The sequence below is a fragment of the Streptomyces sp. NPDC043738 genome, from assembly GCF_056436545.1.
Genome location: NZ_JBWKCJ010000005.1, coordinates 340,004 through 354,220, shown reverse-complemented (window position 1 = coordinate 354,220; position 14,217 = coordinate 340,004). Strand labels below are relative to the sequence as shown.

Here is a 14,217-nt window from a genome sequence, read left to right as displayed (position 1 = left end):
TCCTAGGGGTCACAACGGCGTGTCATCGAGTCATTGCCCGTTTGATCTGGAGAATGACCCCTCATTTGAGTGGCTACCCTTCAGACTGCTTGCCACTCGAACGAGTTGCACCGGCTCCCGCGCCCGCTTTCACCCCGTTGGTCTTGCCTTCTGCGCCCCCACCGGGCGCCTCGAACGACTCCAGAGCTTCCAGAACGTCCTGAACGCGGGAGATTTCGGCGTTGATGTCCTCCCGCCGGCGCACCAGGACCTCCAGCTCCCGCTTGCCCTCGTCCACGATGCGGGCAGCCTCCGCCTCGGCCTCCGTACGCCGGCGCTCCGCGTCGCGCACCGCCTCGGCCTTCTTGTTCTCGGCCTCCTTGATCAGGCCCTCGGCCTTCTTCACCGCCGCGATCCGGACCTTGCTCGCCTCGCTGTTCGCGTCCGCCATCATCCGGTCGGCCTTCTCCTCGGCCTCCACCTGCTGGGCCGTGGCCTGCGCGATGAGCTTGTCGACCCGTTCGCCGGCGTTCTTCATCGTCTCGGCCGACTCCCGGCGGGCCCGCTCGTGCAGCTCCTCGACCTCGGACTCGATGCGCTGGCGCAGCTCGTCGGCGCGCTCCCTTATGGCCGTGGCGTCCCCGCGGGCCTCCTCCAGCAGCGAGTTGGCGTCCGTACGGGCCTTCTCGACCCGCGCGTTGCCGTCGGCGGTCGCCTCCGTGACGATCCGCTCGGCCTCCTTGCGGGCCGCCCCGACCATCGTGTCGGCCTGCTCCTCGGCGGCGGTGGCCGCCTTCAGCGCCTCCTCCTGCGCCTTGGCGACGAGCTGGTCGGCCTGTTCGGCGGCGTCCCCACGGCGCTTGGCGGCGTCCTTGCGGGCCTCGTCGAGCAGCTGCTCGGCCTCCTGCTGGGCCTCGGCGCGCATCCGCTCGGCCGCCGCCTCCGCGTCCTCCTTGACCTTCGCGGACTCCCCGCGGGTGCGGTTGGCGTGCTCCTGCGCGGCGGTGACCGTCTCGGCCGCCTCCGCCCGGAGCCGGTCCGCCTCCGCGGTGGCCGTCGCGATCATGCGGTCGGCCTGCTCACGGGCGTCGGCCCGGGTGCGGTCGGCGTCCCGCTCGGCGTCCGCGGTGGTCTCGGCCGCGTCGTTGCGCAGCCGCTCCGCCTCGGTCGCGGCCTCCGACATCAGCTCGTCGGCCTGCTGCGCGGCGTCCGAACGCGTCTTGTTGGCCGCCTTGCGCGCCTCGTCGCCGGTCTGCTCGGCGTCCTTGCGGGCGCCCTCCAGCACCTCGGCCGCCTCGGCGCGCAGCCGCTGTGCCGTCTCCGTGGCCTCCGCCACCAGGGACCGGGCCTGCTGCTCGCCCTCCGTGCGCAGCCTCTCAGCGGCCTCGCGGCCCTCGGCGAGGGTGCGGTCCGCGTCGTCCTGCGCCGAAGAGGTCAGCTCGGTGGCCTCGGTGACGATCCGTTCGGCCTCCGTACGGGCCTCGGTGATCAGCCGGTCGGCCTGCTCCGCGGCGTCCGAGCGCATGCGGTTCGCGTCGTCCCGCGCCTCCGCGCGGGCCCGCGCGGCGTCCTGCTCGCCGGACGCCAGCGCGTCCGAGGCGTCCGTACGCAGCTGCTGGGCCTTCGCCGAGGCGTCCGCGACCAGCTTCCCGGCCTGCGCGGTGGCCTCCGACACCAGCCGGTCGGCCTGCTCGCCGGCCTGCGTCCGCGCCGTGTCGGCGTCCCGGCGCGCCTCGTCCAGCACCCCGGCCGCCTCGGCGCGCAGCCGCTCGGCCTCCTCGATCGCCTCCGCGACCGACCGCTCGGCCAGGGACTTCGCGGCCTCCGACGCCTCCTGCGCCTCGCTGCGGATCCGCGCCGCGTCCTGCGAGGCGCGCTCCCGCTCGTCGTAGGCGTCGGTGCGGACCCGGTCGGCCTCCTCCTGCGCCTCGGTCCTGGTGCGGTCAGCCGCGTGCTCGGCCGCCGACCGCAGACCGGCGATCTCCTCGGCAGCCTGCTCGTGCAGCCCCGCGACCGACTCCCGCACCTGCTGTGCGGTCTGCTCGGCCGTCGCCACCAGCTCCGCGGCGCGCCGGTCCGCCTCCTCGACCAGCCGCGCGGCCTCCTCCTGCGCCTCGCCGACCCGCGTACGGGCCGAGGCCAGCAGCTCCTCGCTCTGCTCGCGGGCGGCGGTGCGCTCCTGGTGGGCCTCCTCGCGGGCCTCGCCCAGCAGCTGCTCGGCCTCCCGGCGCCGCCGTGCGGCCTCCTCCTGCGCCTCGGCCAGTGCCTGCGCGGCCTCCGTGCCCGTGCGCTCGGCGGCGGCCGCCGCCTCCGCGCGCACCCGGTCCGCGGTCTCCTGGGCCTCCGCCTTCAGCCGCTCCGCCTCGGCCGCGGCCTCGCTGCGCAGCCGCGAGGCGACCGACTCGCTCTCGGCGCGTGCCGCCGAGGCGTCCGCGGCGGCCTCCGTGCGCAGCCGCTCGGCCTCGTCCTCGGCCTCCTGCTGCAGCGTCCTCCGCCGCTCCGCGGCCTCCGACTTGAGCCGGGCCGCCTCCTCCTGGGTCTCCCGGCGCAGCCGCTCGGCCTCCGCGCGGGCCTCGCGCAGCGACTCCTCGGCGGCGGCGACCTTGTCGTCCGCCTCACCGCGCAGCCGGTCCAGCTCCGCCTGCGCCTCGGTGCGACGCTCCTCGGCGGCCGCCTCGGCCTCCGCGCGCAGCCGTGCCGCCGCCGCCTCGGCCTCGTCGGTCACCAGCTCCGCGGCCTCGGCGCCCTCGGTCAGCAGCTGCTCGGCCTCGGCACGGGCCCGCTCCAGCGCGTCCTCGGCCTGCCGGCGCAGCGCCGAGGCGCGCTCGATGGCCTCCGTCCGCACCCGCTCGCTCTCGGAGACGGCGCCCGAACGGGTCTCCTCGGCATCGGACTTCGCCTTGGCCAGCAGCTCCTCGGCGGTACCGGCGGCCTCCTCGATCTGCTGGACCGCCTCCCGGCGGGCCTCGCTGCGGATCCGCTCGCCCTCGGCGACCGCGTCGGCGCGCAGCTGCTCCGCCTCGCCGCGCAGCCGCCGCGCCTCCTCTTGGAGCTCGACGGTCTTGGCGCGGTACTCCTTGGTGTCGTCCTTCGCCGCGCCCTTGAGCTGCGCCGCGGTGTCATGGGCCTCTTCGCGCAGCCGGTCCGCCTCGGACTCGGCCTCCCTGCGCAGCCGTTCGGCCTCCTCGGCGGCGGCCTTGGTGGTGGCCTTGGCGTCCTCCGAGGCCTTGGTCAGCACCTCCTCGGCGGTGCGCGCGGCCTTCGCCAGCTGCGCCGCGGAGTCCTCGGCCACCTTCGACCGCGCGGTCTCCTGTGCCTCGGCGACCAGCCGCTCGGCCTCCGTACGGGCGTCGGCGCGCAGCTGCTCGGCCTCCGCCTTGAGGGCCTCGGCCTCCTTGGTGGCCTCCCCGACCAGCCGGGCGATCTCCGCCTTGGCCGTACGGGTGCGCTGCTCGTTCTCCGACTCGGCCGCCGACAGCCGCTTGGTGGCGCTCTGCTGGGCCTCCTCGACCAGCTTCTCCGCCTCGGCGCGCGCCTCGCGCAGCGCCGTGTCCGCCTCCTGGACGCGGGACTCGGCGGTGCGGGTGAGCTCGGTGGCCTGCCGGCGGGCCTCCTCCGCGTCGGTGCCGGCGCTGGTACGCAGCTGCTCGGCCTGGTCGGTGGCCTCCTGGGCCTGGTTGGAGGCGGCGGTCAGCAGCCGCTCGGCGTCCGTACGGGCCCGGCGCAGGATGGATTCCGCCTCGGCGCGGGCCTCTTCGGCCTCGGTGCCGAGCCGCTCACGGGCCCGCTCGACCAGCCGCTGGGCCTCGGCCCGGGCGGACGCCAGCGCCTGCTCGGACTCCGCCCGGGACTCCTCCATCAGGCGGCGGGCCTGCGACTCCGTACGGGCGCGGAGCTGTTCGGCCCAGGCGACGTTCTCGTTGACGTGCGATTCGACGGTCTGCCGGCGCTCGTTGAGCTCCTCGTCGAGGCGCTGGCGGCGGCTGACCGCCTCGGCGTGCAGCTCGGCCTCCAGCCGGGACTGCCGCTCGGCCTGCTCCTGCAGCAGCCGCTGGGTCTGCGCCCGCGCCTCGCGCAGCTCGCGCTCGGCGTCCGAACGCAGCTGGTCGGCCTGGATCTGCGCATTGCGCAGCAGCTGTTCGGCCTGGTGACTGATGTTGTCGTAGGCAGGGCGGGTCGCGAGGTTGCGGCGCGCCTCATGCAGCTTGGCGCGCAGCACCTCGACCTGGTAGCCGAGGTCGTCGGCGTGCTGGACGGCCTTGTCCCGCTCGGTCTTCAGCCGCTCCATCTCGGCTTCGAACTGCGAGAGGTGGTCGTCAGCCTCGTAGCGGTCGTTGCCCCGCACTGCGCGGTCCCATCCGTCCCCTGGTCATGGTGGCGGCCGGCTCCGGTCCTGCAGTGGTCGTCCCGTACACGTCACGTCGTACCGGACTCACACCCGTTGGAGCCGACCCTTCCGAAGAAATGGTGTCAGATCATCGGCAGAGTATGGATCGAGCCCCATTCCCGTACCCCGGCCGAGGCTGCACTCTACCGGCCGGGGAACGCGAAGGTCAGTGGTCCGTCGCGGCGGGGGGCGCGGCGGTGACGAGTTCGGTCAGCACACCGTGGCAGTCCTTGGGGTGCAGGAAGGTGATCCGCGACCCCATCGAACCCGTCCTGGGCTCGTCGTAGAGGACCCGGACGCCCTTGTCGCGGATGGCCGCGGAGTCGGTGTCGACGTCCGCGGTGCCGAAGGCGATGTGGTGGACGCCCTCACCGTTCTTGGCCAGCCATTTGCCGACCACGGAGTCCTCGCGGGTGGGCTCCAGCAGCTGCAGGTACGTGGCGCCGCCGTCCGACGTCTCGTTGATCTTGAGCATGGCCTCCCGCACGCCCTGCTCCTCGTTGACCTCGGAGTGGAACACCTCGAAGCCGTACGTGGCACGGTAGAACTCGGCAGTCTTGTCGAGGTCGAAACAGGCGATCCCGATGTGGTCGATTCGCGTCAGCATGGCTCCAGTGCACCCCTCTCACGGCTGGTTACGCAACGTGCGCGCGATCACACCCGCTTGCCGGTGACCCGGCGCGTACCGCTCAGTACATTGACGGGAACCCTCGTTAACTTCCCTGCAAAGGAAGGCCGCATCGCATGTCTGCAACGAACGGCACCACCTCAGTCATCGTGGCGGGAGCACGCACCCCCATGGGGCGGCTCCTGGGATCCCTGCGGACCTTCTCGGGCGCCGACCTGGGCGGTGTCGCCATCAAGGCGGCGCTGGACCGGGCGGGCATCGGCGGCGACCAGGTGCAGTACGTGATCATGGGCCAGGTGCTGCAGGCCGGGGCGGGGCAGATCCCGGCACGCCAGGCCGCGGTCAAGGCCGGCATCCCCATGAACGTCCCCGCGCTGACGGTCAACAAGGTCTGTCTCTCGGGCCTGGACGCCATCGCGCTGGCCGACCAGCTCATCCGCGCGGGTGAGTTCGACGTCGTCGTCGCGGGCGGCCAGGAGTCCATGACCAACGCCCCGCACCTGCTCCCCAAGTCCCGTGAGGGCTTCAAGTACGGCGCCATCGAGATGCTCGACGCGATGGCCCACGACGGCCTGACCGACTCCTTCGAGGGCATCGCGATGGGCGAGTCGACCGAGAAGCACAACACCCGGCTGGGCATCGCCCGTCCGGAGCAGGACGAGATCGCCGCGCGCTCCCACCAGCGGGCCGCCGCGGCCCAGAAGAACGGGCTCTTCGAGGCCGAGATCACCCCCGTGGAGATTCCGCAGCGCAAGGGCGAGCCGGTCGTCTTCAGCAAGGACGAGGGCATCCGCGCGGAGACCACGGCGGAGTCGCTGGGCAAGCTGCGTCCGGCGTTCGCCAAGGACGGCACGATCACCGCCGGCACGTCCTCGCAGATCTCCGACGGCGCCGCCGCCGTCGTCGTCATGAGCAAGGCCAAGGCCGAGGAGCTGGGCCTGGAGTGGATCGCGGAGATCGGCGCGCACGGCAACGTCGCGGGCCCGGACAACTCGCTGCAGTCCCAGCCGTCCAACGCCATCAACCACGCGCTGGACAAGGACGGCCTCACCGTCGACGATCTTGACCTGATCGAGATCAACGAGGCGTTCGCGGCCGTCGCCGTGCAGTCAATGAAGGATCTCGGGGTATCCCCGGAAAAGGTGAATGTCAACGGCGGCGCGATCGCGCTGGGGCACCCGATCGGCATGTCCGGCGCCCGCATCGTGCTGCACCTCGCGCTGGAGCTGCGCCGGCGGGGCGGTGGCGTGGGTGCCGCCGCGCTGTGCGGTGGCGGTGGCCAGGGCGACGCGCTGATCATTCGCGTACCGGGTAAGTAAGCGCGTACGGGCGGGCCGGACGCGGACGAGCGAGCCGAAGGAGACGGCAGCGATGGTGGACGTCCCCCAGCTGGTGGAGCAGGCACGGCAGGGCCGGCCCCGGGCGGTGGCCCGGCTGATCTCCCTCGTGGAGGGGGCGGCACCGGAGCTGCGTGAGGTGATGGCGGCGCTGGCGCCGCTCACCGGCAACGCCTATGTGGTCGGGCTGACCGGCTCACCCGGAGTCGGGAAGTCCACCACCACCTCCGCGCTGGTGACGGCCTACCGCAAGGCGGGCAAGCGGGTCGGCGTGCTCGCCGTCGACCCGTCCTCGCCGTTCTCCGGTGGCGCGCTGCTCGGTGACCGGGTCCGGATGAGCGAGCACGCCTCCGACCCCGGCGTGTACATCCGCTCGATGGCCACCCGCGGCCATCTGGGCGGCCTGGCCTGGGCCGCTCCGCAGGCGATCCGGGTCCTGGACGGGGCCGGCTGCGAGGTGATCCTCGTCGAGACGGTCGGCGTCGGCCAGTCCGAGGTGGAGATCGCCTCGCAGGCCGACACCAGCGTGGTGCTGCTCGCGCCCGGCATGGGCGACGGGATCCAGGCCGCGAAGGCCGGAATCCTGGAGATCGGCGACGTCTACGTCGTCAACAAGGCGGACCGGGACGGCGCCGACGCCACCGCCCGCGAGCTCAACCACATGCTGGGGCTGGGCGAATCCCGGGCACCGGGGGACTGGCGCCCCCCGATCGTCAAGACGGTCGCGGCGCGCGCCGAGGGCGTCGACGAGGTCGTCGAGGCGCTGGAGAAGCACCGCGCCTGGATGGAGGAGCACGGCGTGCTGTCCGAGCGCCGCCGCGCCCGGGCCGCCCACGAGGTCGAGACCATCGCGGTCACCGCGCTGCGCGAACGCATCGGGGACCTGAGCGGCGACCGCCGCCTGGACGCCCTGGCCGAGCGCATCGTCGCGGGTGAGACGGACCCCTACCGGGCGGCGGACGAGCTGGTGGAGGGGCTGACGAACGGGGGCTGACGCCCGGCGTTCGACCGTCGGACAGGCCTGAAGGCCGGGGCACCGCGGTGCCCCGGCCTTGGCGCGATCCGGTCCTTCAGCGGACGCGTCGTCAGTCGTCCGCGCCGTCGTTGTCGTCGTCGTCCGCGTCGTGTGCGGGCGCGGCGCTCAGCTTGCCGGTCCGCGGGTCGACCAGCAGCTTGTGCTCCTTGCCGTCCTTGGTGACGGTCTCGACCTCCCAGACGGCCTTCGACCGGTGGTCGCCGTCCAGCTCGACGGAGGTCACCGTGCCGTGCGGCGCGGCGCTGCGGGCGGCGGCCGCGGCGTCGGTGCGCGCGCCGTCGAGGGCGGCCCGGGCACGGGCGTGATCGTCGTCGTCGCCGTGCTCGACGTGCTGGTTGAGCACCCGTGCGGTGCCCGCGTCCAGCGTGAGCTCGTGCCACGTGCCGTCCTTGCCCAGGACGTCCGCGTCCCAGACCAGGCCGGGCCGGTCGGTGTCCAGGTCGAGGCCGGTGACGGCGCCGGGGACGGCCTTCAGGGCGGCGGCCGCGGCCTCGGGGGCGGTCACCTTGGCGGCGCCGGCCTCACGGACCTCCTCCTGGCCGTGGTCGTCCGCGCCTGGCAGCTGGACGCTGGACTGCTTCGCCAGCTGCGCCGAGGTCTGCGCGCCGGACTGGGCGCTGCCGGGGCCGCTGTCGTTGTTGACCGCGACGGCGGTGACCGTGCCCCCGGCGATCAGGGCGGCCGCGGCGGCGGTGGCGATGACGAGGTGGCGCTTCATGTTTCTCTCCCCTGAGGTCGGCTGTGCCAGCGCTTTCGAACGCTGTGTCCCCACCATGACCGGGCGAAGCTGAAGGGGAGCTGAAGGCACCTGAAGGGGTCTTCAGGTTCGGCCTGGCAAGGTACGTGTATGCGCCCTCCCGTCACCCACCACCACCCTGACCGAGGCGCTGCGCGCCGCCCCCTTCGACTGTTGATCGTGGAGGACGAAAAGCGGCTGGCCCTGTCGCTGGCGAAGGGCCTGCGGGCCGAGGGGTACGCGGTCGATGTGGTGCACGACGGCCGGGAGGGACTGCACCGGGCGGGTGAGGGCGGCTACGACCTGATCGTGCTCGACATCATGCTGCCGGGCATGAACGGCTACCACGTCTGCGGCGCGCTGCGCGCGGCCGGCAACGAGGTGCCGATCCTGATGCTGACCGCCAAGGACGGCGAGTACGACGAGGCCGAGGGGCTGGACACCGGCGCCGACGACTACCTGACCAAGCCGTTCTCGTACGTGGTGCTGGTGGCGCGGGTGAAGGCGCTGCTGCGGCGGCGCGGGCGCAGTGCGCAGCCCGTGCTGCGGGTGGGGTCGCTCGCCATCGACCAGGGGGCGCGCCGGGTCGAGCGGGACGGCGCGGAAGTGGCGCTGACCACGAAGGAGTTCGCCGTACTGGAGCAGCTGGCGCTGCGACCGGGCGACGTCGTCTCCAAGGCGGAGATCCTGGAGCACGTCTGGGACTTCGCCTACGAGGGCGATGTCAACATCATCGAGGTCTACGTCAGCGCGCTGCGGCGCAAGCTCGGCGCCGGGCACATCGCGACGGTGCGCGGCGCGGGATACCGGCTGGTGGCCGGTGACTAGGGCGCCGGGGTCCGTACGGGCCAGGGCGGCGGCCGGGGCGACCGCGGTGGTGGCGCTGGCGCTGATCGCGGCGGGCACCGCGGTGCTGCTCGTGCTGCGCGGCAATCTGCAGCAGCAGGCCGGGCTGCGGTCCGAGGTCGCCGCGCGCGAGGTCGCCGCGCAGATCGCCACGGGCACCGCGTACCCGAAGCTCGATCTGCCGGACGGCGACGACCACCCGGTGGTGGTCACCGACGAGGACGGCCGGGTGCTGGCGGTGGGCGAGGACGTACGGGCGGTCGACGGCAGGCGCGTGACGAGCGGGCAGCGGGGCGGGGGGCACGCCCCGCCGCCGGATGACGACGACGGCGGGGAGGACGACGACGCGACCGGGCTCAGGCCCGGCGAGGTCGACGAGGACGTCCACTATCTGGACGGCACCGCGGACGTCGACGGCACGGTCGGCGACTACCGGTTCGCGGTGGTCGAGGCCAAGGACAGCCGCGGGGAGAAGGCCACGGTGCGGGCGGGCTCGGCGCTGGCGCCGGAGCGCGACGCCGTCGGGTCGGTGCGCGACGCCATGCTGATCGGGCTGCCGCTGCTGCTCGTGGTGGTCGCGGGGGTGACCTGGCTGGTGACCCGGCGGGCGCTGCGGCCCGTGGAGGGGATCCGTGCGGAGATGGCGGCGATCACGGCGAGTACGGACCTGTCGCGGCGGGTGCCGGAGCCGGCCGCGCGGGACGAGATCGCCCGGCTGGCGCGGACGACCAATGAGACGCTCGCCGCGCTGGAGGCGAGCGTCGAGCGGCAGCGGCGCTTCGTGGCGGACGCCTCGCACGAGCTGCGCAGCCCGATCGCGAGCCTGCGCACCCAGCTGGAAGTGGCGGTGGCCCACCCGGAGTTGCTGGATGTGCCGGGAGCGGTGGCCGACACCGTACGGCTGCAGCGGCTGGCGGCGGATCTGCTGCTGCTGGCCCGGCTGGACGCGGGGGAGCGGCCGGCCGACGCCCGCGTGGACCTGGCGGCGATGGTGCGCGAGGAGAGCTCGCAGCGGGTCGGGGACCGGATCCCGGTGCGGGTGGGCGAGTCGGCGAGCGTGGAAGTGGCCGGGTCCCGCAGTCAGTTGGGGCGGGTGCTGGGCAATCTGCTGGACAACGCGCAGCGCCATGCGGACTCGTCCGTGCGGGTGGATGTGGTGCGCGCGGGGGAGTGGGCGGTGCTGCGGGTCGAGGACGACGGGCCGGGGGTCCCGGAGGCGGAGCGGGAGCGGATCTTCGAGCGGTTCGTACGGCTCGACGACGCGCGGGCGCGGGACGACGGCGGGGCCGGGCTGGGGCTGGCCATCGCGCGGGATGTCGCGGTGCGGCACGGCGGCTCGCTGGCCGTCCGCCAGGGCGCGGTGTTCGAGCTGCGGCTGCCGGTGGCCGGCTGAGCCGGCACCGCGGCCCCGGGGAGGGGCCGCGGGGCTCTGGGTCAGAGACCGCCGCGATGCGTGCGGAGGTGTTCGGCCACCGGAGTGAGCGAGGCGCGCAGCGCTTGGAGGTCGTCGGGGGCGAACAGGTCGATGAAGTGCTTGCGGACCGATGCGACATGGTGCGGGGCGACCCGGCGCATGGTGTCCCAGCCCTCCTCCGTCAGCACGGCGTACAGGCCTCGACGGTCCGACTCGCAGCTCTCGCGGCGCACCAGACCGGCGTTCTCCATCCGGGTGATCTGGTGGGAGAGACGGCTCTTGGACTGCAGGGTGCTGGCTGCCAGGTCGCTCATCCGGAGCCGGTGGTCCTCGGCCTCGGAGAGGTTGACCAGGATCTCGTAGTCGTTGTTCGTCAGGCCGAACGGCTGCAGATCGCGCTCCAGTTGGTGCATCAGCAGCCTGCTGACGTCCAGATGAGTGCGCCAGGCACGCTGCTCCTGGTCGGTCAGCCAGGGGGTGTCGCTGTCGGTCGTCATGGATGAATTCTATCCGTAAAAGTTGAATAATTAATTAATCGTCCCGGGGTGGCGGCGCCGGCCGGTCGGGGTCGGACGTTGGTCATTCGTTCGACGTCACCGTCCGCAGACTACCGCTCACAGCCCGAAGCGGCGTTGGAGGCTCCCGAGGTTGCCGGGCAGTTGGGGCAGTTGTGAGCCACTTTGCGGGGGGTGTCCGCCGCCGTGCGGGCCATGCCCGCCGCCGCCCGGAACGCCCGCCTCGGCGGGGATCTCGCCGGTCGCCAGCTCCGGCATCAGCTGCTCCGTCGACTGCAGCAGGACCGTGCCGGCGCCGACGAACTCGAACTGGTGCTCCTCGCCCGACGCCCCGCCGATGCCGGTGTGCGCCCGCAGCCCGCCCAGGAATCCCCGCAGGTACTGGTGGTCGTAGTGGTGGCAGGGGGAGGGGCAGTCCGCCCAGCCGACGAGCGCCTGCGGGTCCACCCGGAGCGGCGGCTCCATGAAGACCACCGGGCCGTTGGAGGCGGCCACGAACTTGCCCGTACCGATCAGGGTGAGGAAGCCCGGGATGATCGACTGCTTCAGCGACAGAGATGGCTGAAACGCGAGCAAGTTGCCCGAGCGAATAGTGAGGTTGCCCTCATCCAGATCGAAGGAATTCACATCGAACGCACGGTCTGCGAGCAGCATCTTTCCCTGCCCCTCGGCGACGACCCAGTCCGCGGCGTGCAGTGGCGAATGAAAACTTCCGGCGATCAGCCGGTCCAGCCGGCCGTGCCCGATGCCGTGGAAGTCGATCCGCCCGTAGTAGGCGATCATCTTCCCCTTCTGCAGGAACCACTGGCCGTTCAGATCGACGCTGAAGGCGTACGGATTGACGTTGTCGTCGGTGGGGAGCGAGGAGACGTCGTGGACGACGGGACCGGTCACAGCTTCTCCTCCGACGCCTGTACGTAGACGGTGCCCTGGCCCGACAGCTCCAGCTGGAAGGCCTCGCCCGAGCCGCGGCCGACCATGTCGCGCCAGCCGAGCGCCGTGGACAGTTTGTTGCGGACGTCGCCGCGGTGGGCGACGTAGGCCTGCGGGTCGACATGGACCGGGCGCTGGGGTGTGATCGGCAGCTCGATGACACCGCCGTGCGCCATCACCGCGGCCGAGCCGACGCCTTTGAGGGTCGTGGTGAACAGGCCCTGGCCGGTGACCTGGCCGCGCACCATGCCCATCACCCCGCCCTGCGAGCCCATGAACATCGTGCCCTGCTGCAGCGAGCCGTCGAAGGCCAGCAGCCGGTCGGCCTCGACGTACAGCGTCTCGCCGGTCAGGTCGACGACCTGGACGTGGTGGCCGCCGTGCCCGAACATGACCGTTGCGGTGGGGGCACCTCCCTGGTCATCAAGACCTTGGGGGACTTCCACCGTCATCAGGGGCGTGGCCTCACCGGCGATCCGGCGGCCGATCATCGAGCCGACGCCGCCCTGGCCGCCCTGGATGTTCGGGGTGAAGCTGACCTCGCCGCGGTAGGCGAGCATCGCCCCGCGCTGGCTGAACATCCGCTGGCCCGGACCGATCCTGGCCTCCACCATGCGGGAGTTGAGCGCCGTGAACGGCATCAGACCTCACCGCCCACGGTGTTGCGCTCGCTGGGCTGTACGTACACCAGGCCCTCACCCTCGAAGCGGATCTGGAAGGCCTCGCCGGAGCCCTCCCCTATGAAGCTGCGGAAATTCACCCCGGACTGGAAGTGCTGCTTCAGCTCGCCGGTGTGCGCGACATACGCCCCCGGGTCGACCTGGAGCGGGTACTGCTTGGTGACCCGCAGCACCACCGCCGGGCCGTGGGACATCAGCGCCGCCTGGCCGCTGCCCTCGACCGTCGTGGTGAACAGGCCGTGGCCCTGCGAGGCGCCGCGCAGGCCCGTGAACGTCGTTCCCGTATGCAGCGAGGCGTCCGTGCACAGCAGGTTGCTGGCCTCCACGTACAGCTTCTCGCCCCGCAGCTGCACCAGGCTGATCTCGCTCGCGCGATCGGCGAAGTAGCACGTGCCGTGGCCCTTCACCTCCATCACGGCCATCTGCTCACCCGTCAGCCGGCGGGTGACCATGCCGCGCAGGCCTTCGCCGCCGCCGGTCATCTTCTTGAACGACATCTGGCCGTCGTACGCGACCATCGCACCGTTTTTCGCCTTGACGGCGTCGCCCGTCATGTCGACGGCGAGCACCTTGCTCCCCTGGAGCCGAAACTGAGCCACGCGTCAGACGGTAGTCGGCCCGGGCCGCGCAGGGCAGGTCCCATGCCCCTGACACCGCCCTGAGATCTCCCGGACGCCGGGACAGGGGCCCTGCGACGGCCCCGCGCGCGGTGATCACCGGGGCGGCTGTAACAATGGGACGCGCTTGTGAACCCTTGCACAAGCATGCGCCCGCCCGTCGCCCGACCTCCACCCCCAGAAGACGGCGCTGCGCGCCGACCGCCCCTCCGCACCCGAACGAGGTTGTTGTGGACATCAAGACCGCCGCCGCCCTGCACCGCCTGCGCCTGGCCTCCATCCCGGAGGCGATCTCCTTCCCGGCGCTGCTGATCTTCGGCACCGGCTTCCGTCTGGCCTTCGACTACGACGCCCTGGTGATGCCGCTCGGCCTGATCCACGGTCTGCTCTTCATCACGTACGTGGTGCTGCTGCTGGACGTGTGGAACCGCACCAAGTGGCCCTTCAAGCGGGTCGCCTTCTTCTTCCTGCTGGCGATCGTGCCCTTCGGCGGCCTCTACGGCGACCGCGTCCTCAAGCGCGAGGAGGAGGCCGGCGTGATCGCCGCCCGGGCCCGCAAGGAAGGCATCGTCAACGCATGATCGTCGCCTTCTCCGTGAGCCCGCTCGGCGTCGGCGAGGACGTCGGCGAGTACGTCGCCGACGCGGTCCGGGTCGTCCGCGAGTCGGGGCTGCCCAACCGTACGGACGCGATGTTCACCTCCGTCGAAGGCGAGTGGGACGAGGTCATGGACGTCGTCAAGCGCGCGGTCGCGGCCGTCGAGGCGCGCTGCGGACGCGTCTCCCTGGTCCTCAAGGCCGATATCCGTCCCGGGGTGACGGATGGGCTGACGTCGAAGGTGGAGACGGTGGAGAGGTATCTCTCCGAGGGGTAGCCCGTCCGCTGCGCTTGGCTGCCCTCCCACGTTGTCGGCCTTCCCGCCGTGTTGGTTTCGCGCCGTTTCGCCTGCGGCGGGCGGTGCCGCTGCGCGGGGCTGTTCGGCTGCCGGTGACGGCCCTGGGGGGGGGGGGGGGGGGGGGGGGGGGGGGGGGGGGGGGGGGGGGGGGGGGGGGGGGGAGAGGAGGAGAAAGCCCAACCGGGAAGGGAGAGAGGAATAGAGAGAGAAGAGG

The 14,217-nt window shown here is 72.5% G+C and carries 13 protein-coding genes; 6 read left to right on the top strand and 7 right to left on the bottom strand.

Translation table 11 applies throughout. From position 1 onward, the window contains the following. Positions 1-73 precede the first annotated feature (73 nt). Both scy and mce read right to left on the bottom strand, forming a co-directional pair. A complete protein-coding gene (gene scy / locus AC0680_RS10650; protein ID WP_478626644.1) occupies positions 74-4,324 on the bottom strand; it encodes a polarized growth protein Scy in 4,251 nt (1,416 codons plus the stop codon). Between the two features lie 208 nt (positions 4,325-4,532). Next, positions 4,533-4,973, bottom strand: a complete 441-nt coding sequence (gene mce / locus AC0680_RS10645) for a methylmalonyl-CoA epimerase (RefSeq protein ID WP_384432116.1) — start codon at positions 4,971-4,973, stop codon at positions 4,533-4,535. A 137-nt stretch (positions 4,974-5,110) separates the two neighbouring features. Between mce and AC0680_RS10640 the strand changes: the two genes are divergently transcribed. After that, positions 5,111-6,313, top strand: coding sequence for an acetyl-CoA C-acetyltransferase (locus AC0680_RS10640; protein WP_384432113.1), 1,203 nt, complete (start codon positions 5,111-5,113; stop codon positions 6,311-6,313). Between the two features lie 52 nt (positions 6,314-6,365). Next, entirely contained in the window at positions 6,366-7,325 is a 960-nt protein-coding gene (meaB, locus tag AC0680_RS10635) for a methylmalonyl Co-A mutase-associated GTPase MeaB (protein WP_468974590.1), read from the top strand. 91 nt (positions 7,326-7,416) lie between these two features. Here meaB and AC0680_RS10630 read toward each other — a convergent pair whose 3' ends face one another. Then, positions 7,417-8,085 carry a PepSY domain-containing protein gene (locus AC0680_RS10630; protein WP_478626641.1) on the bottom strand — a complete coding sequence of 223 codons (669 nt, stop codon included), beginning with the start codon at positions 8,083-8,085 and terminating at the stop codon, positions 7,417-7,419. Positions 8,086-8,214: 129 nt separating this feature from the next. Here AC0680_RS10630 and AC0680_RS10625 point away from each other — a divergent pair, with 129 nt between their 5' ends. Further along, complete coding sequence (locus tag AC0680_RS10625) at positions 8,215-8,931, top strand: response regulator transcription factor (RefSeq protein WP_478626638.1); 717 nt, start codon at positions 8,215-8,217, stop codon at positions 8,929-8,931. After that, entirely contained in the window at positions 8,924-10,342 is a 1,419-nt protein-coding gene (locus tag AC0680_RS10620; RefSeq protein WP_478626636.1) for a sensor histidine kinase, read from the top strand. The genes AC0680_RS10625 and AC0680_RS10620 overlap by 8 nt, the downstream gene beginning before the upstream one ends. A gap of 41 nt (positions 10,343-10,383) precedes the next feature. On the opposite strand, the gene AC0680_RS10615 is transcribed toward AC0680_RS10620, so the two are convergent. The 4 genes from AC0680_RS10615 to AC0680_RS10600 form a co-directional block, all read right to left on the bottom strand. Next, on the bottom strand, positions 10,384-10,860 hold the full coding sequence (locus tag AC0680_RS10615) for a MarR family winged helix-turn-helix transcriptional regulator (RefSeq protein ID WP_478626633.1): 477 nt from the start codon (positions 10,858-10,860) through the stop codon (positions 10,384-10,386). A 117-nt stretch (positions 10,861-10,977) separates the two neighbouring features. Continuing rightward, positions 10,978-11,772 carry an AIM24 family protein gene (locus AC0680_RS10610; protein WP_478626630.1) on the bottom strand — a complete coding sequence of 265 codons (795 nt, stop codon included), beginning with the start codon at positions 11,770-11,772 and terminating at the stop codon, positions 10,978-10,980. Further along, a complete protein-coding gene (locus tag AC0680_RS10605) occupies positions 11,769-12,452 on the bottom strand; it encodes an AIM24 family protein (RefSeq protein WP_478626627.1) in 684 nt (227 codons plus the stop codon). Before AC0680_RS10605 ends, AC0680_RS10610 begins: the two co-directional genes overlap by 4 nt. Then, positions 12,452-13,090 (bottom strand): AIM24 family protein, encoded by a 639-nt coding sequence (locus AC0680_RS10600; protein WP_384432088.1) that lies wholly within the window; start codon positions 13,088-13,090, stop codon positions 12,452-12,454. The genes AC0680_RS10605 and AC0680_RS10600 overlap by 1 nt, the downstream gene beginning before the upstream one ends. Before the next feature lie 248 nt (positions 13,091-13,338). Here AC0680_RS10600 and AC0680_RS10595 point away from each other — a divergent pair, with 248 nt between their 5' ends. Together AC0680_RS10595 and AC0680_RS10590 are read left to right on the top strand one after the other, a co-directional pair. After that, the gene (locus AC0680_RS10595) at positions 13,339-13,689 is read left to right on the top strand and encodes a DUF3817 domain-containing protein (RefSeq protein WP_478626625.1); all 351 of its coding nucleotides are present in this window, start codon (positions 13,339-13,341) and stop codon (positions 13,687-13,689) included. Then, on the top strand, positions 13,686-13,982 hold the full coding sequence (locus tag AC0680_RS10590) for an MTH1187 family thiamine-binding protein (RefSeq protein WP_189451380.1): 297 nt from the start codon (positions 13,686-13,688) through the stop codon (positions 13,980-13,982). The genes AC0680_RS10595 and AC0680_RS10590 overlap by 4 nt, the downstream gene beginning before the upstream one ends. Positions 13,983-14,217: the final 235 nt, after the last annotated feature.

Coding starts and splice junctions, on each gene's coding strand:
- mce (WP_384432116.1), bottom strand. CDS start 4,973: ATGCTGACGCGAATCGACCACATCGGGATCGCCTGTTTCGACCTCGAC.
- AC0680_RS10640 (WP_384432113.1), top strand. CDS start 5,111: ATGTCTGCAACGAACGGCACCACCTCAGTCATCGTGGCGGGAGCACGC.
- meaB (WP_468974590.1), top strand. CDS start 6,366: ATGGTGGACGTCCCCCAGCTGGTGGAGCAGGCACGGCAGGGCCGGCCC.
- AC0680_RS10630 (WP_478626641.1), bottom strand. CDS start 8,085: ATGAAGCGCCACCTCGTCATCGCCACCGCCGCCGCGGCCGCCCTGATC.
- AC0680_RS10625 (WP_478626638.1), top strand. CDS start 8,215: ATGCGCCCTCCCGTCACCCACCACCACCCTGACCGAGGCGCTGCGCGC.
- AC0680_RS10615 (WP_478626633.1), bottom strand. CDS start 10,860: ATGACGACCGACAGCGACACCCCCTGGCTGACCGACCAGGAGCAGCGT.
- AC0680_RS10605 (WP_478626627.1), bottom strand. CDS start 12,452: ATGCCGTTCACGGCGCTCAACTCCCGCATGGTGGAGGCCAGGATCGGT.
- AC0680_RS10590 (WP_189451380.1), top strand. CDS start 13,686: ATGATCGTCGCCTTCTCCGTGAGCCCGCTCGGCGTCGGCGAGGACGTC.